The following is a 22236-nucleotide window of genomic DNA, read 5'->3' on the forward strand; positions in this document are numbered from 1 at the left end:
GTGGGCTCGGAGATGTGTATAAGAGACAGGAGTTCAACCACACAGTACTGTACATGGTGCGCCGCCAAGAAAGTGTTGTGCAAGCGCGCATCGTGATCTGGATTGCCCTGCTGGCCTTAGCTCGAAAATTCATCGTGCTCGACATCAGCACGACGAGCCCCGAGCACATGTTCGGCCTTGCCGCCATTACAGTAGCCCTCGGTGTTACCCTATGGTTATCCGGCAGGGGGCAGACCGCGCCTTCGTCGAATGTCTGAACACCTAGCGGGTGAAACGTTAGTGCTGGTGGCGGCAAGCGCCATCGGCGTGTGGTTGTGCGCGCGCCTGCGCTTGCCGGTGGTGTTGGGCTACCTCCTCGCCGGGTTGGTGGTCGGACCGCACGGGATGCATTTCGTTGGCGAAACGTCCGGCGTGCGTTTTCTCGCCGAGTTGGGCGTGGTTTTTCTCATGTTCACCATTGGCCTGGATTTTTCCCTGACCACTCTGTGGGGGGCTCGACGGGCGGTGTTTGGTGCTGGCACGCTGCAGGTGGGTTTAACGACTCTCGCCGTTACACTCGGTAGTTTGCTCGCGGGCTTGGAGCTGGACCAAGCGATTTTGATTGGCGGCGCCGTCAGCATGTCCTCTACCGCTCTGGCCCTGAAGCAGCTCGGCGACCAAGGGGAACTGTTCACCCACTACGGTCGCATCGTGGTGGGCATCTTACTTTTTCAAGATTTGGCAACGTTGCCCTTCCTCGTGCTCGTTGGCCTGCGGGCCACCCCGACTCCCGTGGCTGGGTGGGAGATCGTGTCGGCCTTTGCCTTGGTCAGCGTCGCCATTCTGTTCGTGGCCGTTTTCGGCCGCCCGCTGTTGCATGGACTGCTGGGTACCGTGGCGCGGATGCGCTCGAACGAACTCATGTTGCTCACCGCGCTGCTGCTCGCGCTGGGCACCGGTTTTGCGGCGCGTGCTCTCGGGTTTTCCACGCCCATTGGCGCTTTTCTTGTCGGAATGGTTTTGGGCGAGACCGACTTCCGCCATCAGATCGAAGATGACGTCCGCCCGTTTCGGGAACTCTTTTTGGGCTTGTTTTTCGTTACCGTAGGCATGACGATCGACACGCCATCGTTTCTTTCTGCTTGGCCGAGCGTCCTCGGGTGCACGGCGCTGTTTATTGTGGGCAAGGCATTGTTAGTTGTCCTGGTTGGAACGTTCGCCCGCTGGTCGCGTGGAGTCGCCGTGCGCACCGCGTTGATCCTTGCTCACGGCGGAGAGTTTGGTCTCTTACTCTTGTCCGAGGCATTCCAAGGCGAGTTGCTGCCAGCGCAGGTCGCGCAGCCGTTGCTCGGCGGCCTGCTCCTCAGTATGGCCGTGGCCCCGTTTCTAATCGGGCGCAACGAGCAGCTCGCCCGCCGCCTCGCAAGAGTGCGGCCGTCGAGTGCCGAGGAGGACCAAGAAGCCTGGGTACAAGCGGAGCACGAGCGGCTCGAAGGGCATGTCCTGCTCTTGGGCTGCGGCCGCGTGGGTCGGCTGGTGGCGGCGGTGCTCGAAGCAGCCGAGGTGCCGTACTTAGCTTTCGAGTCAGACCCTGCGCGGTTTCAAGAAGCCAAGCGCCAAGGCCACCGTGTAATCCTCGCCGATGCCGGGCGTTTGCGGCTTTTGGACGCCGCGGGCGTGGCACGCTGCAAGCTCATCGTGATGACTTTCAGTTACCCGCGATTGGTCGAGCGCATCCTGCACCATGCCCGCGAGCGCAACCCGGCGGTGCCGGCGATTGTCAGCGCCAACGAAGAAACTGAGCTTCCGATGCTGGCGCAAGCTGGGGTAACCGCTGTGTTCCCAGAAAACCTGGCGGTTGGCCTGGCCTTGGGAAATCAGGCACTTTTGCTATTGGGCCGCTCGCACGAGGAGGCCGCGCGAGTGGTCACGGAGCTGCGCGCCTTGCTCAATCCGGAGTTAGCTGGCCACATCGGGGTGTAAGCCACAAGGGTCCGCTATGGTTGTCAAAACACGCACGTCCATGCATTTTGCCCTGGGGTCATGCCGTGCTGACAGGAAGGGCCCAGCGAGACTCTGAATCCAACGTCGAGAGGTTGATTGCATGACATCAGAACGCGACCGTAGAATCGTGTTGATTGCGCCCCCGGGGGCAGGCAAAAGCACGCAAGCCACACGCTTGGCAGAGCAGCTCGGAATTCCTTGGATTTCTACCGGGGAGCTGCTGCGTGCGGCCGTGCGCGACGGCACGCCTCTAGGACAAGCGGCCAGAGGGTATATGGACCGTGGGGAGATGGTGCCGGACGATGTGGTGATCGCACTCGTGCGCGAGCGACTGGCGAGCCCCGACTGTCAAAACGGCTTCATCTTGGATGGCTTTCCGCGCACGACCGCACAGGCCGAAGCTTTGCGCGCCGCTGGGGTGACCCTCGATTACGTGATTGAACTAGACCTCGACGACGCTGAAGCCATCCTGCGCCTCAGCGGACGCCGAGTGCACCCTGCCTCAGGTCGTACGTACCATGTCGTGTTCCATCCCCCCAAGGTGGCAGGCAAGGACGATGTCACGGGAGAGGATCTGGTCCAGCGGGCCGACGACAGCGAGGAGGCCGTGCGCACCCGACTTCAAGTGTACCGGCAGCAAACGGAACCCGTGGTGCGATGGTACCGCCAGTGGGCCGCACTGAACGACCCACAAGCGCCCCGGTATTACCGAGTATCGGCTGCTGGTACGCCCGATGAGGTCGCGGCGCGCTTAGCTGCGGTGCTTCAGCCGGGCGGAGAGCAGGCTCGCGCTGCAGCCTCGCCGGCCTAACCCTGAGCGCAAAGAGTACGAGGGAAATGGTCGCGCTCCCCAGCGCGGCCGGCAGCGAGTGGTGAAGGCGCCCGAACGATCCATCGAGAACGGTCACCCGGGCACAGCGGAACCTTCGCTGGCCCATGCCTTACTCGCTGCCCGCCGATTTTTACAAATCACTTGGGCGTTTGCGGCCGCCGTTCCCCGCTTTCTTTGGCTGCGGTGGCAACTGCGCGGGCAAAGCGACGCGAGCGCCCGCGCCCTGGGGCGCACCTTGGTCCACTTGTGCAGCCGCTTGGGGGCCACGTTCATCAAGATCGGGCAAATTGTGTCGAGCCGCAGCGACTTGCTGCCGGCAAGCTTCGCGCGCGAACTTGCGGCTCTGCAAGACCGCGTGCCGCCGTTTCCATGGGCAACGGTGCGGACCATCGTGGAAACCGAGTTGGGCCGCCCCCTGGCCGAGTTGTTTGCCGAATTTTCCGACGAGCCGGTGGCTGCCGCTTCGGTCGCGCAAGTGCACCGGGCGGTGTGGCGCGACAGCGGAGAAATCGTGGCGGTCAAGGTGCGGCGGCCGGACGTGTTGGAAAAGATCCAGCTCGACCGCGCGGTGCTCCTGTTTTGCAGTCGGTGGCTGGAACGTTTGTTTCCCTCCCTGCGGCTGGTTTCGCTGCACATGCAAATGGCGCAATTTTGTGATGCCGTCGAACGGCAGGTGCACTTCGAGAACGAAGCGCGCAACAACGAACGCTTTCGCGCCAACTTTGCTGGCGATCCTGACATCTCCTTTCCGCGCCTGCTGCGCGAAGCATGCACCGATGCGGTGCTGGTGATGGAGTTCATCGACGGCTTGCAGGAGGCCGACTTGGACCACGCCGCTCTCGATCGCAACCGCATTGTCGCTGCCGGCGTGCGTTGCGTCGGCAAGATGGTGTTCGAGCACGGCTTCGTGCACGCGGATTTGCACCCGGGCAACCTGCGCTTCCTTCCGCCGGGGAGGATCGTGCTGCTCGATCTCGGTTTGGTCGGAGAACTCACACCGGCAGATCGGCAGATCACCGCCGAAACTTTGCTAGCTTTGGTGCAGGGCGATGGCCGGCGCGTGGCGCGCTTGTTTTACGACAATGCGCCGTTTCGCAACGTGCCGGACTACGCCGCATACGAACACGAGATGGAGCAGTTGGTCGGCGAGCTTCGTGGCCGCAGCTTAGCGTCGGCGGAGTTTTCCCGCGACATCGCCAAGATTTTCGACGTTCTTCGGCGCCATCGCGTCCAAGCGCGCGGGCACATGACCATGGTGAATTTGGCGCTCATGACCGCGGAGGGTTTGGGCAAGCGCCTCGACCCCTCATTGGTGCTGGCCGAGGCAGCCCTCCCCTACCTGCTTGCCGGAGTTGGCGGCACCGAAGCGCGAACGCCCGACTCACCCCTGCCCTTGCATACTCCCTTCGCTAGCAGCGAGAGCGGCACGCAGCTTCGCGGCTAGCTCGGCAAGCTCTTGCGGGTCGCCCGCTTGCCGCGCATGCAGGCGCAGGGGCTCGCCCTCCGCACGGGGCATCAAGTGCATGTGGTAGTGGAATACCGTTTGGCCGGCGGCAGCCCCGTTGAGTTGGAACACCATGAGCCCAGCAGGGCGCACCACCGCGCGCAAGGCGTGCGCGACTTTTTTGGCCACTGCCGCGACCGCCACGAGAGCCGCAGCATCGGCTTCGAACAAGTCGGCGTAGTGCGCCTTGGTAACCACCAGGGTATGTCCGGCGCTGACGGGAAAAATGTCGAGAAACACAATGACGCACTCGTCCTCGTACACGCGATGCGCGGGGGCCTCCCCGCGAACAATCTTGCAAAAGATGCACGATTGCATGCCCGACTGCCTACTTCGTTTGCGCGCGCCAAGCTAGCCTGGTCTATGTTGCCCGCTCCTCACCATGGGCCACTCGCCTAACTGGGCGCCAGAGGTGCCTAGGCGCTCTCTTGGATTCTGGCATGCCTAGCTGCGAGCATCGTGCACCCCTTCCGCTTCGGCATCCACTTCCACTCCGGCTAGCACCGTGCTCGAGCCAAAAGCAGCCGCGGATCCGCGGCTTTGCGCGGTTGTTGCCGGCACGGAGAGACTTGCCCGCACCACCCAACGGGACACCAAACGCGGAGCGCGTGTGACCAGTGCCTCTCCGGGTGCGCGGTGAACGACGAGTTACTTGCCTGGCCAGGGTCTCCAGAGCCGCCGGACGCCGAACGCAGCGAGGCCTGCCGACAGCGCCGCCAAGCCCCACAGCGGAGCGACCGGCACCGGAGCCGCACTCCCCCAGAGCGTTTCGTACGCACCCACGTCGCAGCGCAGCCCTTGGGGGCGGCCGATCCCACGCTGATCGGCCGCGACCGGGGCGTTGCTCATGTCCATGCACTGCCCGAGCGGCACGCCATCGATCGCCACACTGCCAGCAAAGAGCGCATGCGTGTCGGTCGGACCGCCATAGTTGGCGAGGGGTCCAAGATTGAGCTGCGTCGAGGTGACTTGAGTGAACGAACTGCAGCTCGCATCGGTGGCGAGGTTCACTCCACTGGCCGTTACAGCTCCACTGCAATTGCTCGAGATGTTGTCTCCCACGATCGAATTCCGCACGGCAAAGCTGCCCGACGCCCCGTTGTTGTTCTGGATCCCCCCACCAGCCGCGTTGTTCGCCACCGTAACGAAGCTCGCAGTCACCGTGCCGCTGGGGTCGTTCAAGATGGCGCCTCCCATACCCATAAAGGAGAAGTTGGCCGAAAGAGTACAATTCAACAACATCAACTGCCCAATGTTGTAAATGCCGCCGCCAAACCAGGCCGCGTTGTTTGCGATCGTGCTGTCGACAATGCTTGCAGTGCCGTTGTTCCAAATGCCGCCGCCTATGTTGGTTGGAGGTACAACAAGGGCATAGTTGTTAGCCACAGTGCTACGCTCGATCGTCAGGATGACTCCCTGGCCATTGGCGATTCCTCCGCCGAGCCCCTGGGAGAGATTGCCGATCACCAGGCTATCGGTCATGCGCACCGTGCCGCTGGACGGCCCGGCCGCAATTCCTCCGCCTTCGGCCATCGCGAAATTCTCCTCGATCCTGCTGTTGCGGAGCAGCAAAGTGGCCCCAGGAGCCACCAACACACCGCCGCCGGTGGGGTCGGAACCGCCGGACCCATCGGCGCACCCGAAAGAGATCGCGACGCCACTCAGCTTCAACACTGCGTTGTTCTGGACGTGGAAGATGCGAAACTCACCCGCAACACTTCCGCCGTCGGGGTCACAGTCGAGCTGAAAATCGCGCGCGACCAGTGTATTGTTCCCTTGGATGGTGACTGTGCTTCCTGTGGTGACGTCGAGGTCGTCCTCATCCGCAGCATTCTCGTCTCCGTTGTTTGGGTCCCGCGATAACGTATACGTTTGCCCGGCCTGCAACACGATGGTGTCAGCTCCTGAACCCGCACCGCAATCGCTCGACCCGCTTTGATTGTCGTTGTTGGCATTGATCACCGCCTCGCGTAACGAGCATTCGCCGTTCGTGTTGCGCTCGTCGGCCGTCGTCGTAACCGAAATGGTGGCGGCTCCTGCCGGCAGGCACCCGAGGAAGCAAATCAGCCCACAAAAAAACGCCGCTGTGCCTAGGCTCACTCGCAGCACGCGCTCGTCGCTAACCCGTAGGCGACACTTGCTAGCCCGCATCGTCCCGTTCCTTTCTCCTTTCCCGCCTCCATGCTGGGCCGAGTGGAACGTCGGCGAACCTGCAATACGGGTAAGGCGTAAGCAGCAGCGGCCCAGGGCATGAATACTCGACTTGAACTATTGTTCCGCACAGTCCTCCTCGACCTTGAGGGCCGCGAGCCCGGGGCTGCTGGGGAAGTGACCCGCAGGGTACGTCACTCGTCGCCTACTACGGATTGCCGCCACCAGTCAAGCGAAAACTGCGGCAGAACCGTTATCAGGATTGGGGAGCAGAGTTCTCGAATAGGGCGCTGGCTTCGGAGCGAGCAATAGGGGCAAGGGGATCGCGAGCGTTAATCGCGAAGGACACGATCGTGCGGCCACCAGCCGGTCGCCCCCCCCACGCGAGTGTGGCGGATGGCAACAGCGTGCCGTGGATGTGCACTCCCTTGGGTCTTCGATGAGCAAGCGCCCAGGTTGACAACTCTGCGCCACATCAGCGAAACGGAAGCCGTGAAGTGGTTCTTGCTCGCGGTTGGGGCCGCGCTGGTGTTGATCGGGGCAACGGTGTTGTACATGCTCCCGAATGCGGTGGACCGCCGCTTCAACCGCATTCTCCCTGCCGACCCTTACCCAGTGCGCGACGACGTCCGTACTTGGTTTCAGGGCTTGTTTGTCGCCGACCTGCATGCCGATACGCTGCTGTGGCAGCGGGAACTTGGCGTGGAAGCCGATCATGGGCATGTCGACCTACCCCGCTTGCTGCGCGGCAATGTGGCCCTCCAGGTGTTCACCGCAGTCACTAAAGTCCCAACCGGTTTAAATTACGAAGCGAACGACGCTCATTCGGACATGATCCGTTGGCTTGCGGTCATCCAGCGCTGGCCCTGGCCCACGTGGAACAGCTTGCTGGAACGCGCACTGTACCAAAGCGAACGCTTGCGGGTGGCTGCCGAGGCGGCGCACGGTCAACTGCTTCTCGTCCGCAACCAGCAGGACTTGCAAGCCCTGATGGCCGAGCGACAGCGAGGCCGCGGGGTGGTAGGCGCCGTGCTCGGCGTCGAGGGCTTGCATTGTCTCGAAGGGCGAGCGGAAAACCTCGAGCGCCTTTACGAAGCTGGCTACCGCGCCGTCGGCCTCGCGCACTTTTTCGATAATGAAATCGGTGGCTCGGCCCACGGTCAGGAAAAGGGCGGGCTTACGGCGTTGGGAGCCGAGGTGGTTCGCCGCGCCGAAGCTCGCGGCATGATTATTGACCTCGCCCATGCCTCACCCGCGCTCTTTGCCGACGTCATTGCGCGAGTGACCCGGCCGCCGATTGTCTCCCACACCGGGGTGAAGGGGACGTGCGGTTCGGTGCGCAACCTATCGGACGAACAGCTACGCGCCGTGGCGGCGAAAGGCGGCGTGGTGGGCATCGGGTACTGGGACGGCGCTGTGTGCGAGCCCAAGCTAGCGAACGTCGTGCGCGCGATTGTTTATGCCGTGCGCTTGATCGGTGCGGAACATGTGGCGCTTGGCTCGGATTTCGATGGTGGAACCACGACGCCGTTCGACACCACCGGGATCGTCCAACTTGCCCAAGCCTTGCTGGATGCGGGACTCACCCGACCGGAAGTGGCCCTGGTCCTCGGTGGCAATGTGCAACGGCTCTTTGCTCAGTTGCTACCGTGAACAGGCGCCAAACCGCGAACGAGGGCCATGAGGATGGGAGGATGCGATGGCGCGCGCTGTGAGCGCCGATGAACTGTTGCGAGCCTTGCAAGAAGCAGCACCGCGCCCGCTGACCATCGCAGAGCTGGCCCGCCGGCTGGACCTGGGAAGCTACGACCGCCGCCAAATCAAAGCCGCACTCGAAGCGGCGGTTGCTGAGCAAAAGCTTCGTCGGATTGGCAAGACGCGCTACCAGTGGATCCGCATGCCCGAGGTGCGCAAGCTCACTCAGCCGCGTCCCCAGGCGCGCCCGCGCTTGGCCGTGGAGGAAGCACGATTCGAAGGGCGTTACCACCGTGTGCGCGGCGGTTACGGTTTCGTGGAAATTCTCGGCATGGCGGCCCGCCACTTCCCGCGCGACGTCCTCATTCCCGCCGGGTTCGAAAACGGTGCGATGCACGGCGACCGAGTCGAGATCGAAGTGGTGCGTCGCGATCCACGGCTGCGGCGGGTGGTGGGCCGGGTCACGCGCGTCGTCTCCTCCGTCCACGAGAAAATTCTCGGCACCTTGGAGCCGACGAGGCGGGGCTGGCAACTGGTGCCGGAGCTCGATGTCTTGCCCACGGTGGACATCGTCGGCCCGCAACAGCCGCGGCGCGACCAAGCTGGCTTGATTGCCCAGGTGCGCATCGTTCGTCCGCCCACGGCGATGCGCCCACCCGCCGGTGAGCTCGAAGTGGTGCTCGGGCCCGTCGAGCATCCCGACGTGCAATTCGCCATCATTGCCGCGGAACATGGTCTTAAAACGGAGTTCCCCCCGGAGGCGCTCGCCGAGGCCAAGCGGCTACCCGATGACCCGGAGCCGAGCGACTACGCCGCGCGGCGCGACTTGCGCGACTTGCCCTTCGTGACCATCGACGGCGAGACTGCGCGCGACTTCGATGATGCCGTGTGCTTGCAGCACATCAGCGCCGGGAATCGCATTCTTTGGGTGGCCATTGCTGATGTGTCGCACTACGTGCCGGAGGGCTCGGCGCTCGACCGGGAAGCCCTGGCGCGCGGCACCAGCGTATATTTCCCCGACCGCGCCATCCCCATGTTCCCAGAACAACTCTCCAACCAGTTGTGCTCGCTGGTACCGGAGCGGGATCGCTTAGTACTCGTGGCGGAGCTGCATTACGATCGCCACGGGCATCGCCAGCATGCAGAGTTTTATCCGGCTGTAATCCGGAGCCGGGCCCGGCTGACCTACACAAAGGTGGCCGCAGTGATTTCGGATGCCGTGTCGGCGGAAATCGATGCATGGCGGGCCTCGCTCGGCCCTTTGCTCGACGACTTGCGCGCCATGCACGCACTGATGCAGCAGTTGAACCGCGCCCGGCTTGCGGCCGGCTCGCTCGACCTGGATTTGCCCGAAGCCTTGATCGATCTCTCCGAAGAAGGGCGCAGCGTGGGCGTGCGGCTGCTGCTGCGCAACGACGCCCACCGCATTATCGAGGAGTTCATGCTGGAAGCCAACCGCGCGGTGGCCATGTTCTTGCGCGAGCACCGTGTGCCCTTCCCATATCGGATTCACGAACCACCCGACCCGAATGACATCGAACAGCTCAACCGCTTCTTAGTGCGCTTCGGCTTTCGCGTGCAGTACGAGGGGCGCGTCCGCCCACACGATGTCGCGCGTGTGCTGAAACAAATTGAAGGGCACCCGCTCGCGCGGGTGCTCTCGCGCCAGGTGCTCCGGGCCTTGAAACAAGCGCAGTACAGCACCGTGAACGTCGGACATTTCGGCTTGGCTTTTCCCGTGTACTGCCATTTCACCTCCCCGATTCGCCGTTACCCAGACCTGCTGGTTCACCGGCAGTTGCGGCGGGTTCTGGCGGGCGAGGTTGACGAAGGCAGGGAACTTGCCGAACAGCTCGAAGCGATGTCCGTCCAGTGCTCGCAGTGCGAGCGGCAAGCGGTGGAGGCTGAACGTGCCATGCTCGACCTCAAGAAGTGCGAATTCATGTTCGATCACTTGCTGGAGCCCGAACCTGGCACCATCGTCAGCGTGACCAACTTTGGCTGCTTCGTCGAGCTCGATGCGTATCCCATCGAGGGTTTGCTCAAACCGGAAAGCTTTCCGGACGACCGCTACTTCTATCACGACGAACAGCTTGCATGGGTCGGGGCCCGCCGCCGGCAGCGCTTCACCATTGGCGATCGCGTACGGGTGGAGTGCACGAACGTATCGCTCCGGCGCCGGGAGATTGATTTTGCCTTCCTGGAACGGCTCCCGGCTGCGGGATCGGAGGCGAGAGAGCGGAGCGCGGAGCTGCGGCCGAAGAAGCGTCGCGAGCGTAAGGGTCGTCGTTGAACGCACGGCCGGACTCGCCCCTGTGCCACGACTGTGTAAAAAACGGATCGCATGACCCAGAACTTCAACTTTCATCCGTTCGACGAAAGCACCCGGCGCAATCCCTTTCCTGTGTACGCTCAGGCGCGCCGCACCTGCCCGGTGTACGAGCACGAGGGTTTACCGGTGGTGTCGATCTTCCGCTATGCGGACATTTTGGAAATCTTGCGCGACCCGCACACCTGGTCGAACGTATTCCCGCCGCCCCCAGGTTTCGCGCGCCCGGATCACCTGCCGCCGAGTATGCTCATGCTCGATCCCCCGGAGCACACCCGCCTCCGCAGCCTGGTGAACCAAGCCTTCACCCCGCGCCGAGTGCGAGCCCTCGAGAAGCGGATCGAAGAAATTGCCGAGGGGTTGGCTCGCGAGTTGGTTGCCCAGCGCACGTGCGACTTTGTGGCGACCTTTGCTTACCCCTTGCCGGTGATTGTGATTGCCGAACTCCTTGGCATTCCTGCGGAAGACCGCGAGCAGTTCCGGGAGTGGTCCGATGCCTTGGTGGAACACTTGGGCGGCGGCATTTTGGCTCCTCCTGCGCCAGAGGTGGTGTGGAAGGAGCTGGCGACCATTGAGGCCATGCGCGGGTACTTTGCCGAGAAGGCCGCAGAGCGCCGCCGGGCACTAAAAGACGACCTTCTTTCTGCCTTAGTGGCCGCTGAGGTCGAGGGCTCGCGGCTGAGCTTCGACGAAATGTTGCAAATGCTCGTGCTGCTCTTGGTTGCCGGGAACGAAACCACGCGCAACTTACTGAGCAACGCCGTCTGGACCTTGCTGGAACATCCCGACGCGCTCGCCCGTTTGCGGGCGGAGCCGGAGCTCGTGCCGTCAGCGGTGGAAGAGGTGTTGCGCTTTGCCAGCCCGATCCAGTGCGACGTCCGCCGCTTAGTGCGGGATACGGAAGTGGCGGGCCAGCGGATCGAAGCCGAGAAGATCGCGCTGCTTTGGCTGGGAGCGGCGAACCGTGACGAAACCGTGTTCCCCGAAGCCGAGCGGTTTGACATTGCGCGGGCGGACAATCGCCACTTGGCCTTCGGCTTCGGGCCACACTACTGCTTAGGTGCCAACCTCGCCCGTTTGGAAGCGCAAGTCGCGTTACGCGTCCTACTGGCCCGCACGCGCACTTGGCGCTTGGCGACATCCGAGCCTTTGCCGATGCACCCCAGCTTGATTTTCCGCGCATTCACCCGTTTGCCGCTGGAGGTCGAAGGATGAAGCACGCACCCGGATTCTTGCGCTTGGTCGAAGCCGCACGCCGACAAATCAAAGAGGTGAGCATCGACGAGGTGAAAGACATGCTCGCCCGCGGTGAGCCGGTGTTGCTGCTCGATGTGCGCGAAGAAAGTGAGTGGCAGCGCGGGCACCTGCCCGGAGCAAAGCACTTGTGCAAGGGCGTGCTCGAGCGCGACATCGAAAGCCTGTGCCCCGATGTGCACACGCCGATTGTGCTCTACTGCGGGGGAGGTTACCGCTCGGCCTTGGCGGCGGAAAACCTCCAGCGGATGGGTTACACGCGCGTGGCCTCGATGTGGGGTGGCTGGCGCGCCTGGGTGGATGCGGGCTACCCGACAGAAAACTAAGCGGTGCCCACCGCAAGCTTACGCGCGCGCTTGTCCCGCCAGCGCACGCAGTGGCCGTGGCAAAGGAAACGAAACGTCTTCGTGCGCGGCTTCCACCGTTTCCACCCGCGTGAACCCGTACCCGGCTAGGTGCGCAATGGCGCGTTGGACCAAATGTTCAGGAGTCGATGCTCCGGCGGTGAGGCCGACTCGGTGCACGGGAGCGAGCCAGTTCGTCTCAATCGCTTCAGCCCGCTCGATCAGATGGGCCATCGCCCCTTGTTTGCGGGCAACTTCGACCAGGCGATTCGCATTGCTCGAGGTGGGTGAGCCGAGAACCAACACGAGCGGGGCACGGCGAGCGAGTTCTTTGACCGCCAGTTGCCGGTTTTGCGTCGCGTAACAAATGTCATCGCGCGCCGGCAGGCGGATATTCGGAAAGCGCGCCTGCAACGCAGCAAGGATTTCTTTGGTGTCGTCCACCGACAGCGTAGTTTGCGTGACCACAGCGAGCTTCTCCGGCTGGCGAACCACGAGACGTTCTACGTCCTCCGGGCTTTCCACCAAATACATCCGCTCCGGAGCATGGCCCATCGTTCCCTCCACCTCCACGTGGCCGCGATGACCAACCATGACAATTTCGTAGCCCTCCCGCGCGTAGCGCAGTACCTGCAGGTGTACTTTGGTAACGAGCGGGCAGGTGGCGTCGATGACGCGCAAATTGCGTGCCCGCGCCTCGGCGCGCACGGCGGGCGATACCCCGTGGGCGCTAAAGATGAGCAGTGCCCCTTTGGGGACGTCCGCCACATGGTCGACGAAGCGCGCCCCGGCCGCACGCAACTCTTCGACCACATGCCGATTGTGCACGATCTCATGGCGCACCCAAATGGGCGGCCCGTAGCGCTCGAGAACCAAGCGGACGATTTCGACTGCGTACGACACACCGGCACAAAATCCCCGCGGGCTCGCAAGGAGCACGGTGCGCTCGGACTGCGGCTCGGCCGCCTTTGCCATGGCTTCTTCAAGGTGGCAGGCGGGGAAGCTGAGATCAAGCTTTCTAAAAAGCGATTGGCGGCTGAGGCCCGCGTGTTGCTTCTTAGATGTCGGAAGCCCGCCGGTTCGTGCCGTACTGCGGCTGGTAGGCGAGCAGCGGAACGGTTAGGCAGAGAACCGCACCCTTCGAGGCACGCTTGTTGATAGCCAGGAGATCAGCCCATGCTCGTACGTGATTTGATGCAAACGGAAGTGGTCACCCTCAACGCCCGCGATCATCTCGACCTCGCCGACTCTTTGATGCGTTTGGGGCGCATTCGCCATATGCCCGTGGTGGAGGACGGCAAACTCGTCGGCATTCTCTCTCAGCGCGATTTGTTTCGCGCTGGGATTTCCACGGTCCTCCACCTGCGTCCGTCTGCAGAGCGCGAGTGGCTCGCCAAAATTCCCGTGCGCGAAGTGATGACGGCTCCCGTGATCACAGCCACGCCAAACATGCCGGTGCGGCAAGCTGTGAACCTCCTGCTCGAACACAAAATCGGTTGCCTGCCGGTGGTCGATCGCGGAGAGCTCGTCGGCTTGGTGAGCGAGACGGACTTTTTGCGCTACCTCGCGCGCCTGCTCGACTTGTGGGATACCAAGCAAGACTTACCCGGCCTCGAAGAGCCCGAATGACGTCAAGCTACAGGTCAAACGACGATGGGAAACGCCACACAGAAATCGGCAGGGATCAGAGGGAGAATCTTGATTGCCGAGGACGAGGCGGCGGTTCTGGAAAGCCTCGGCGAAGTTCTCCGCGAAGAGGGCTATGAAGTCGTTGCCGTGAACGATGGCACGGCAGCGTTGCGCGCCCTCGAGGACAGTGAGTTCGATCTCATCTTGTCCGACATTCGCATGCCCGGAGCGGACGGGCTCGCGGTACTCCGTCGGGCCCGCGAGATTGCGCCGCAAACCTTGGTGTTGCTCATGACGGCCCATGCCACCGTAGAGACCGCCGTCGAGGCGATTCGGCGCGGGGCACAGGATTATCTGCTGAAGCCCATCATTTTCGACGACTTGCTGCACAAGATCGACCATCTCCTCACCCACCGGCGCATCGCTTGGGAAAACCAGTTGTTGCGCAGCCAGGTCGAGCGGCAGTGGGACTTCGAGAATTTGGTCGGCCGCTCCGCAGCGATGCGCGAAGTGATGGAGTTGGTTCGCCGCGTCGCCCCGACGCCGAGCACGGTGTTAATTACCGGGGAAAGCGGTGTCGGTAAGGAGGTGGTCGCTCGCGCGATCCACCACTTCAGCGAATACCGCGACCGCATTTTTTTGCCGGTCAATTGCGGCGCGATCCCCGAAACTTTGTTGGAGAGCCAGCTCTTTGGGCATATGCGTGGCTCCTTTACGGGAGCGATCGCCAACCAAGAAGGGCTATTCCAGCGAGCACGCGGGGGAACCATTTTCCTCGACGAAATTGCCGACATGCCGCTGTCGCTGCAGGTAAAAATCCTACGGGCGATCGAGGCGAAGGAGATCCTACCCATTGGCGCTTCGACGCCCATCAAAGTCGAGGTCCGCATCATTGCAGCCACCAACCACGACTTGAAAAAGGCGGTCGAGGAAGGGCGGTTTCGCGAGGACCTGTACTACCGCTTGAACGTGTTCAACATCGACATTCCTCCGCTCCGTGAGCGGCGCGAAGATATCCCGTTGCTCGTCGACCACTTCATTCGGCTCCACAACCGCGAACTCAAGAAGAATTTCAAGGGTGCAGACAGCGCTACCCTGAAGCTCCTGATGTCGCTGCCGTGGAAAGGCAACGTCCGCGAGCTCGACAACGTGATCGAGCACGCCATGATTTTGGGCGATGGCGATTGGATTACTGTGCGCGACCTGCCGCGCGCCTTGCAGCAAGACGTGGGCATGGTTGCCGAAATCCCCGACACCGACAACTTGCGCGAGGCCGTCCGTGCCTTCGAGAAGGCACACATCCAATCCGTGCTGGCCAAGTGTAACCAGGACAAGCGGCAGGCAGCCCAGCGCTTGGGGGTGTCGCTTTCCTCGCTCTACCGCAAAATGGAGGAACTCGGTATCCCGCTGCAGGCGGAGCGCCCTTTGAGCGAGTAGCGGTCTGCGCTCGCTCTTTCCCATCGGGACGCTCAGAATGAGCGGGTGGCGGGCGCAGGGGCAACCGCCTGGTCGCCCGCATTGCCGGTGAAGGCCACGGCGACCACGGCGCGATGAAATCTTCCGATCGCCACGCCGGGCCGGTGAAGTGCGAGGGGGCAGCGGGCTCGACGCCTGCCGTCGCTGCGCGAGGCCAGCCCGGACCGCTGGCTTGCGCACTAGCTCTTTAGGGCTGGCCAAGATAGATAACCGCCAGCCATGGTTCCGGAAGAACTGCTGCGGCAACTGTCGTTCGACGCCAAACGGCGTCAGCGCCGGCTTGAATTTCTCAACATTGGCCCGCGCGACGAGGAGTTGCTGCATGAGATCCGGGAATTCGGCCGTGCCCATGTGGATGAGATTGTCGAAGAGTTTTACCGCCACCTCGAGCGATTCGAAGAAACGCGTGCCCTTTTAGGCAGTGCGGAGCGCATCGCGCGACTGAAAAAAACCCAGCGAGCGTACTTTCTCCGCATGCTCGAAGGGCAGTTCGATGCTCAGTACTTCGAGAGCCGATTGCGCGTGGGCGACGCCCACCAGCGCATCGACATGGCCCCCGAGTGGTACCTGGGCGCTTTCGCCTTGTACTTGCGGCTGCTCATTGAGCGTTTGCGCAGCCATTACTCTCACAATCCGGACCGCTTGTGCGCCATCGTGGAAACGCTGACGAAGGTGATTTTCCTCGACGCCAGCTTAGCCATCGATGCGTACATCGCGGGCGGTTACGTGCAACGGGCACTTGCCGAACAATTGGCCCAGATGGCTCAGGCTGCTCAGCGTGCCCTGCAGGAGAAGGAGGAGCTCGAGCGGCTGAAAACCGATCTCACCAACATGATCGTGCACGACCTCAAAGGGCCGATTGGTGGGATCCTAACGGTGACGCAACTGGCTTTGCGGAAACGCGGCTCCAGCGAAGAGGCCCACCTCAAGCGCTTCGAGCAAATCCAGCGCAGCGCCCGCGATCTGTTGCGCATGATCGAGAACTTACTCGAGATCGATCAAATGGAAAGCGGCCGCTTGGAGCTGCGGGTCGAGGCCGTGGAACTCGAGCCGCTACTGCAAGAGTGCGCGAGCGAGTACCGAGCAGCCGCAGAGATGGCGGGCCAAACTTTGACCGTCGAGGTAAACGGCGATCTCCCGGTACTCGCCACTGATCGTTGGCTGCTGCGGCGAATTTTGAACAACTTAGTCGTGAACGCCATTCGCCATGCTGGATCGGGGGTCAAAATCACCTTGGGCGCACGGGCCAACGGCGAGCGCGTGGAAGTGTTCGTTACCGATACCGGTCGCGGCATTCCAACGGAAGAGCAAGCGACGTTGTTCGACAAGCATCGGCACGGCTCGCGGGGGACCCACCGCGAAGATACGGGCCTTGGCCTCGTGTTTTGCAAGATGGCAGCGGAAACCATGGGCGGCTCCATCAGCGTGTGGAGCGAGCCGAACGTCGGCACGCGCTTCACGGTGACTCTCCCAAGCTCCTGAGTACCCCAGCGAGGTACAACCCCAGCGCGAGTGTCCGGTCCCAGACACACAACAGAGCACGCGGTTCATGCAAAAGAACCTGCAGGTGCGCTCGAGCCGAAAAGCTCGCACCCTGGTGCCTCTTCCAGGCAGAGCCTCTAAGCAACGCACAAACAGGGTCGCGGGGGCTGCGCGCACCCCACAACCCAGATCAGAGAGAACACGTGGGATCACCACCCGCTTAGTCGCCTCTTCACGCATGGCAGGGTGTGTCGTGGGGAGGAATTGCCCGGCGGTTACCGAATGACACGGAGAAGGGTTTCCCTTGGTTCTCTGGCGCACGCCGAGGCGTTCCACGCGCGCAGCTCAGGAGTCGGACACCCGCTGCGCGCCGCGGAGCTCAGCTTCCGTACAAGGACTGGAGACGGGCGATGAACTCGGGCCCGAACTCTTCCAGCGCTCGCTTCCGTGCTTCGGCGAGCGCTTCCTTGTCTTCGACGATTGTACCGAACCCTGTGGCCCGGCCTTCGCCAAAAGCTTCCGCTGTCGCGTAGAGGTAGCCATTGGCGACGTCCCACATCGCGCCCTGGACCATTGCCAGCGCATCGACGTTGGTATCGGGCACGAGCCATAAACCGACGATCGTCAAGTAGAGAACGGGAAATCCGTTCAGGTAACGATCTACTTGGCTCGCTGCTCGCATGATCAACACAGCGTCTGCGCCATGCTTGGCTGCGGCAAGCCGCACGCTTTTGACGTCGGTGCCACTCACTACGAGATCGGAGATCAAGAACAGGTCGGAGACGATCCCTTCTTTCACGAGGGCTTTCCGCCACGAGAGGATCTCTTGCTTGTCCTCATCGCTCCACCGCCCCAGGCTCGAGGGATAGAAGTGGTCGCGTGCTGGTGATTCCGGCAGCAAGTACACAGCGAGCTTAAACGGAAAGCGGAGCTGGGGGTCTGAGTTCGAGCGCGGCCTTGATGTCTGCGTCGGTGACCTCGAGTGGCTCGCTTGCCAGGCGCTGCCGGAGAGCGCCGCGGTCGAACCCGGAGCTGCAACCCACAACTACCAGCGCGCCCAGCAGGAGCAGAGCTCGACGCCCGTTCCCAGGATGCATCATTGCCACCGCCCTCCCTCGTGATGGCCCGAAATACGCGACAACCCGCGCTCAGGCAAGCACGTCGCTGAGCCTACCTCGAAGGTTCGCCACCAACAGCCCCGCGGCCCGCGCGCTGTTCTCAGCCGCAGACCACTCGACCTTCAGCCCTGGAGACAAAATGGACCGCTGAGAAGTCGCCAAACGCTAGGTCACGATCCCCAGGGTCGCCCGGGGGATGTCCGGGTGGGTAGAGCGTCGAAAAAGGCTGCGAACGAATGGCGCTCGGCGAGCCGTCAGCTGAGCTAAATTTCTCTCGGGCGGCGTCGCAGACTGGCTGTGCGGGCCCGGATACACGCTAGCTTGTGTGTTTCTGCCGAAGCTAAAGGGAAACGATTTTGTCCACCGGCCCTGCCCGGCGGTTCCGATGGATGCCGGCAGCGAATTCGTGGGCGTCCTCGCCCGTGCCAGCGCAGGTTGCCCGGTACTCCCTGTGGCGAGTTGCGCCACACCATCCGTAGTCGCAGAGCAGCGCTACTTGTGCCGGTGGGAGGAACGGCACACGGCGTGCCCGCCACGGTAGCATCGTTAACCCGGCTGAAGCTGTACTGCCGCTCCACATGAGCAGCCATGTGATGTCGAAGCGCAGGTCCTTTCCGCAGGCCCCGGTGGGGCAACCCCCGGCAAACGAGGGGCGGGAGCAACGCGAGAAACCAAAATCGCACCGCGGGGGCAGCGCACACCTTGCGTGCCCCCGCGGTGCGGTGTGAACAGCTCATTGAGGAATCAGGGCCACAGACGTGCTCGCCTCGGCAACCAAGCCGGAGTCATCCGTCATGGTCGCCCCTAGTGTCAGCGCGGAAGGCAAGGGCAAAGTCGTGTTCACCTGCAGCTTGAGTCGCACCTTGCCCGACGGTACCGGCAAATTGGCGAACCGCAAAACGTGATCCTCCACGCTCGAGGGCGGAGGCCAGGCACTGAGGAGCGTAATTTCGCGCGGTAAAACAATCACGAGTTCATTGTTCGCGGTCGCCCCATTGTAACGCGCGAGTAAGGTGGCGCTTTGCGACATCCGCCATTTGCTGGGCCCCTTGAGAAACACGCTGAGGCGTTCCTGTGACCGCACCACCGAGCGGTGTTCGCACACAGCCGCATTGCCCGCTGGGTCCTCAATGCTTGCCCACGAGTACAAAACCGTGCCGTCCGCCACGCTCGAGCTCACGCTACCATCGATCCGTACCATGCCTGCGGTGCGATAGAGATTCCGGTACTCGACCACGGAGCCTGCAACCGTGTCTGGCGGGGGCACAAAGGCGATTGGGGAAAAGCCGATCTCCGGCAACGACACGGTCAGGGTGTTGCTCGTTCCCGCGTTTTTGTACCGCGCAGCGTACCGAATTGGCGTGCCAGGGCGAGCGTACACTTGCGCTCGGAGAGCACAACTCAAGCGACCGGACGTGGTTACGCTCACGACCAGCGGATCGATTGCCTCCGCAAGCAGCTGCGTGCCGTTGTACAGGCGAGCGGTGTTCAGCAAGACTTGGCCCGGGCCGAGATCGGCAGGCAAACTCACATCAATGGTTGCCAGGCCTGCGGGTCCTTTATCAAAGCGATCCAGGTGGAGCCACACCCTGCGCCCGTCGGTCGTGATCACAGCATCGCTAGCGACGCGCAGCAGTTGCAGTGGCTCCGGCAGCGAATCTTCCAGCACAACATCGTTGAATGAAGTGCGACAAGGGTTGCTCCAGCGAAGCACGTAACTCACGCGCCCACCAGGACTCGCTAGGCCGACGTGGGTCTTGCTCAGGCGGATTTGACAATCATCCGGTAAGGCGGGTGTCAACGTCGGCGACGGCGATGGAGTTGGTGGCAGAGTACGTGTGCCCGCCGCAGTCGGCGTGGGAGTGCCCGTCGCTGTGCGGCTCGGCGTGTAGGTTGGCGTCGGAGTGCTGGTGGGCGGCGCGGTGCGGGTGGGCGTGTCCGTGCGTGTGGGAATGGGGGTGCGGCTCGGTGTTGGCGTTCTCGTGAAACTGCTGCCACCGCCGCCACCTCCGGACGTAGGCGACGGAGAGAACACGAGGCCTGCGGTAGGTGAAGGAGAAGGGGTCGGCGATGGGGAGAACGAGGGCGTGGCCGTCGGGGTTACAGTTGGCGTGAACGAGCTAGAGGCTGTGGGTGTTGGAGACCCGGTCCAGGAGGCCGTTGGCGATGCCGTGAACGTGGCGGTGGGTGAGGTGCTCGGCGTGGAGGTGGGAGAGGGGGTGACCGTTGCGCTGAACGTGGGCGTGGCGGACGGAGGCGCACTTGCTGTAAAGGTTGAGCTTGGCGTGTGCGTGGCAGTTTCCGTGGGGGTCCCGGTCGCACTCGGGGTGGCCGAAGGCGTGTGAGACGGCGTCGCCGTCAAGGTCCACGTGGGCGTTGCGCTTGGTGAGAAAGAGAGCGTGGGGGTCGGTGTGAAGCTGAGGGTTGGCGTGGCGGTTGGGGTCAGGGTTGGCGTCGCGCTCGCGCTGGCTGTGGGGGTGGGAGTCGAGGTTCCAGTGAAGGTCATTGTGTGCGTAGGCGAGTGGGTGGCAGTGAAGGTCTGCGTCGCACTGGGGGAAGGGGTGAGCGTAGGGGTAAATGTTGGAGTCGCGCTCGGGGTGAAGGTCAAGGTCGCAGTAAATGTCGCTGACGGCGTCGTCGTTGGGCTCGGAGAATTTGTGGGCGTCGGGGTTCTCGAGGGAGTATTTGTGGGAGTGCGCGTCGGGGTCACGGTCGGCGTGTTCGTTACCGTGGGCGTCGCGGTGGGGGTGAGAAACAAGCCACTACAGCCGTTCTCGCAAGTGTTGCCGGTGCCCCCCACCCACGTGCCGCCGCTGCTTCCGCCGCAAAGGGAATTGCACGTTGTGTTACACTGCGCAGCCCCAGTGGGGTTGTTGTAACATGCATTACAAGCATTGCAGGCACAACAGCCGGCAGCGGACACTGGCTTTGCTGTGGCGAGTACGAGGACAGCGGCGCCCAGGGAAGCGACGAGAGACCGCCTGCCAGTCACCAACAGCAGTCGCGGTACGAACATCGTGGACACAGACCTACTCCTTCGAACCGCGCCATCGCGTTGCTCCCGGCGAGGGAAGAACTCCCGCCGGCACCCAAGGGCTTACAGGCACGCTGCCTCCGCCAACCCTACCCCAGCCCGTTCAGTCCCGTTCCCCTGGGAACAGCGCGGTTCATGAAATGCATTGATGACGGCTCTCAGAATTAAAGCGGAACAGGGGTTTCGCAAGAAAAAAAATCTTAACCTCTTTATTCGAGGAACTGATTACCGGCGACAACCAACGAATGCGCGCTCTGAGCGGCGCGGGTAAAGCACGGTCGGAGTGAGGATGCCGTGAGAGCGGGGAGTCGTCCTGGAGGTTGTTCTCACCCAAGAGGCAAAAATGCTCTGAGTGACGTGAAAACTCCCGGCGGAGTGGCGACGCTCCTCGTTGGTCCCGATTGCGTTCGGTACGTTCGGCCCTTCCCTCACGGCCTGACCCTCGGGCACGACCCGTTCGACGCCGGGGAGCGGCGGCAACGAGCGTTTGCTTGCGGGTGCCCAGGGCCACCGTTCGTCTGTCGCACACCCTACAAAAGCCGCTTGTTCAGCTTACCTGCGATTCAGCCGACCGACTGGCAGTGGCGGCAAGATGCCGAGCTGCGCCGATCGCCGTGGCGTACTCAGCATGCGGCGGAACCAGGAATTCGCAGTCGAACAGCCCCGATGTGGCAAGCACGCGTTCGACGAACGGGCGCACACGAAGGAGTTTTCCGGTGAGCACAATCTCCCGTTGGCCGCACGCGCGTGCGGCTAACACGCTGAGCGAGACGATGACCTCGGCAATCATGTTGATCAAACCGCGAGCTTTGTCCTCGGCACGGGCATCGGCACCGAGCTTCCCAAAGTTGCTGGCAGTGGCGTGCGCGGGAAGGCGACCGACAGGGCCACCCGCAATATCCCCCACGGTTAGATCGACATGCGACAAATCGCCGCCTGCAGCCAGACGCTCGAGGGTTTCCAAGCGAGAGATTTGCAACAAGTGTTTTGCGAGCCCGAGCAGTGTGCCACCACCCACCCCGGTGCCCCCGACATGTTCCACCCGATCATGTTCCACCGACACCATCGCTGTTCCGGTGCCGAGGGAGACCACCAAGGCACGCTCCTTTCCCGCGAGACTCGCCCCGCCAACCCCGATGGCGATGATTTCCGGCACCTTGTGCACCGGAATGCCCAAGAGGTTGGTGCCGAGGTGGCGGGCACCGCCGCCGGTGGCAGCAATGGCGTGCACTGCGGCAAGCTCCACCCCGAGCTCGTGTGCGAGCTTCCCTAGGGCACCGGCGGCCGCAGCGGTCGGATCGTTCGCCTCCACCGACACCACCGGCAACGCCGCGGTGTCCAGAACCGCGTCGGTTGTGGAACCGCCGATGTCAATTCCAACAATCACCCGCGCGCTTCCTTCCCG

General features: G+C 62.8%; 19 protein-coding genes. 13 read left to right on the forward strand and 6 right to left on the reverse strand.

Features of this window, described 5'->3' with window-relative positions; genetic code table 11:
* From N3C12_11230 to N3C12_11245, 4 genes are all read left to right on the forward strand, one after another.
* Positions 1-257 (forward strand): phosphate-starvation-inducible PsiE family protein (locus N3C12_11230; GenBank protein MCX8073009.1); only part of this gene is annotated, 257 nt, incomplete at its 5' end.
* Entirely contained in the window at positions 250-1962 is a 1713-nt protein-coding gene (locus tag N3C12_11235; protein MCX8073010.1) for a cation:proton antiporter, read from the forward strand. The genes N3C12_11230 and N3C12_11235, both read left to right, overlap by 8 nt.
* A 121-nt stretch (positions 1963-2083) precedes the next feature.
* Entirely contained in the window at positions 2084-2794 is a 711-nt protein-coding gene (gene adk / locus N3C12_11240) for an adenylate kinase (GenBank protein ID MCX8073011.1), read from the forward strand.
* A 61-nt stretch (positions 2795-2855) separates the two neighbouring features.
* Complete coding sequence (locus N3C12_11245; protein ID MCX8073012.1) at positions 2856-4259, forward strand: AarF/UbiB family protein; 1404 nt, start codon at positions 2856-2858, stop codon at positions 4257-4259.
* Here the strand turns inward: N3C12_11245 and N3C12_11250 are convergent.
* Positions 4197-4637 (reverse strand): HIT domain-containing protein, encoded by a 441-nt coding sequence (locus N3C12_11250; GenBank protein ID MCX8073013.1) that lies wholly within the window; start codon positions 4635-4637, stop codon positions 4197-4199. The two genes, N3C12_11245 and N3C12_11250, sit on opposite strands and share 63 nt — an antisense overlap.
* A gap of 330 nt (positions 4638-4967) precedes the next feature.
* Positions 4968-6470 (reverse strand): CSLREA domain-containing protein, encoded by a 1503-nt coding sequence (locus tag N3C12_11255; protein ID MCX8073014.1) that lies wholly within the window; start codon positions 6468-6470, stop codon positions 4968-4970.
* A gap of 492 nt (positions 6471-6962) precedes the next feature.
* On the opposite strand from N3C12_11255, the gene N3C12_11260 reads away from it, so the two are divergent.
* From N3C12_11260 to N3C12_11275, 4 genes are read left to right on the forward strand one after another with little or no spacing between them, the layout of a single operon-like run.
* Positions 6963-8123 carry a dipeptidase gene (locus N3C12_11260; protein MCX8073015.1) on the forward strand — a complete coding sequence of 387 codons (1161 nt, stop codon included), beginning with the start codon at positions 6963-6965 and terminating at the stop codon, positions 8121-8123.
* Between the two features lie 46 nt (positions 8124-8169).
* Entirely contained in the window at positions 8170-10458 is a 2289-nt protein-coding gene (gene rnr, locus N3C12_11265; GenBank protein MCX8073016.1) for a ribonuclease R, read from the forward strand.
* Positions 10459-10509: 51 nt separating this feature from the next.
* Positions 10510-11709 carry a cytochrome P450 gene (locus N3C12_11270; GenBank protein MCX8073017.1) on the forward strand — a complete coding sequence of 400 codons (1200 nt, stop codon included), beginning with the start codon at positions 10510-10512 and terminating at the stop codon, positions 11707-11709.
* Complete coding sequence (locus N3C12_11275) at positions 11706-12074, forward strand: rhodanese-like domain-containing protein (GenBank protein ID MCX8073018.1); 369 nt, start codon at positions 11706-11708, stop codon at positions 12072-12074. The genes N3C12_11270 and N3C12_11275 overlap by 4 nt, the downstream gene beginning before the upstream one ends.
* 18 nt (positions 12075-12092) lie before the next feature.
* Here the strand turns inward: N3C12_11275 and ispH are convergent, their stop codons facing one another.
* Complete coding sequence (gene ispH / locus N3C12_11280; protein MCX8073019.1) at positions 12093-13067, reverse strand: 4-hydroxy-3-methylbut-2-enyl diphosphate reductase; 975 nt, start codon at positions 13065-13067, stop codon at positions 12093-12095.
* A 201-nt stretch (positions 13068-13268) separates the two neighbouring features.
* Here ispH and N3C12_11285 point away from each other — a divergent pair, with 201 nt between their 5' ends.
* The 3 genes from N3C12_11285 to N3C12_11295 all read left to right on the forward strand — a co-directional run bounded on the left by N3C12_11285 (position 13269) and on the right by N3C12_11295 (position 16679).
* Positions 13269-13721, forward strand: coding sequence for a CBS domain-containing protein (locus tag N3C12_11285; GenBank protein MCX8073020.1), 453 nt, complete (start codon positions 13269-13271; stop codon positions 13719-13721).
* 24 nt (positions 13722-13745) lie between these two features.
* Positions 13746-15158, forward strand: coding sequence for a sigma-54 dependent transcriptional regulator (locus tag N3C12_11290; protein ID MCX8073021.1), 1413 nt, complete (start codon positions 13746-13748; stop codon positions 15156-15158).
* A 258-nt stretch (positions 15159-15416) separates the two neighbouring features.
* Positions 15417-16679, forward strand: a complete 1263-nt coding sequence (locus tag N3C12_11295; protein ID MCX8073022.1) for a protoglobin domain-containing protein — start codon at positions 15417-15419, stop codon at positions 16677-16679.
* A gap of 379 nt (positions 16680-17058) precedes the next feature.
* Here the strand turns inward: N3C12_11295 and N3C12_11300 are convergent, their stop codons facing one another.
* Together N3C12_11300 and N3C12_11305 are read right to left on the reverse strand one after the other, a co-directional pair.
* Positions 17059-17478, reverse strand: a complete 420-nt coding sequence (locus N3C12_11300) for a hypothetical protein (protein MCX8073023.1) — start codon at positions 17476-17478, stop codon at positions 17059-17061.
* A 1052-nt stretch (positions 17479-18530) separates the two neighbouring features.
* Complete coding sequence (locus tag N3C12_11305; protein ID MCX8073024.1) at positions 18531-19520, reverse strand: hypothetical protein; 990 nt, start codon at positions 19518-19520, stop codon at positions 18531-18533.
* A 187-nt stretch (positions 19521-19707) separates the two neighbouring features.
* Between N3C12_11305 and N3C12_11310 the strand changes: the two genes are divergently transcribed.
* Together N3C12_11310 and N3C12_11315 are read left to right on the forward strand one after the other, a co-directional pair.
* Positions 19708-20142, forward strand: coding sequence for a hypothetical protein (locus N3C12_11310; GenBank protein ID MCX8073025.1), 435 nt, complete (start codon positions 19708-19710; stop codon positions 20140-20142).
* Between the two features lie 66 nt (positions 20143-20208).
* On the forward strand, positions 20209-20676 hold the full coding sequence (locus N3C12_11315) for a hypothetical protein (GenBank protein ID MCX8073026.1): 468 nt from the start codon (positions 20209-20211) through the stop codon (positions 20674-20676).
* 702 nt (positions 20677-21378) lie between these two features.
* Here N3C12_11315 and N3C12_11320 read toward each other — a convergent pair.
* The gene (locus tag N3C12_11320) at positions 21379-22218 is read right to left on the reverse strand and encodes a pantothenate kinase (protein MCX8073027.1); all 840 of its coding nucleotides are present in this window, start codon (positions 22216-22218) and stop codon (positions 21379-21381) included.
* Positions 22219-22236: the final 18 nt, after the last annotated feature.

The organism is Candidatus Binatia bacterium, assembly GCA_026415395.1.
Classification (GTDB): Bacteria; Desulfobacterota; Binatia; order HRBIN30; family HRBIN30; genus HRBIN30.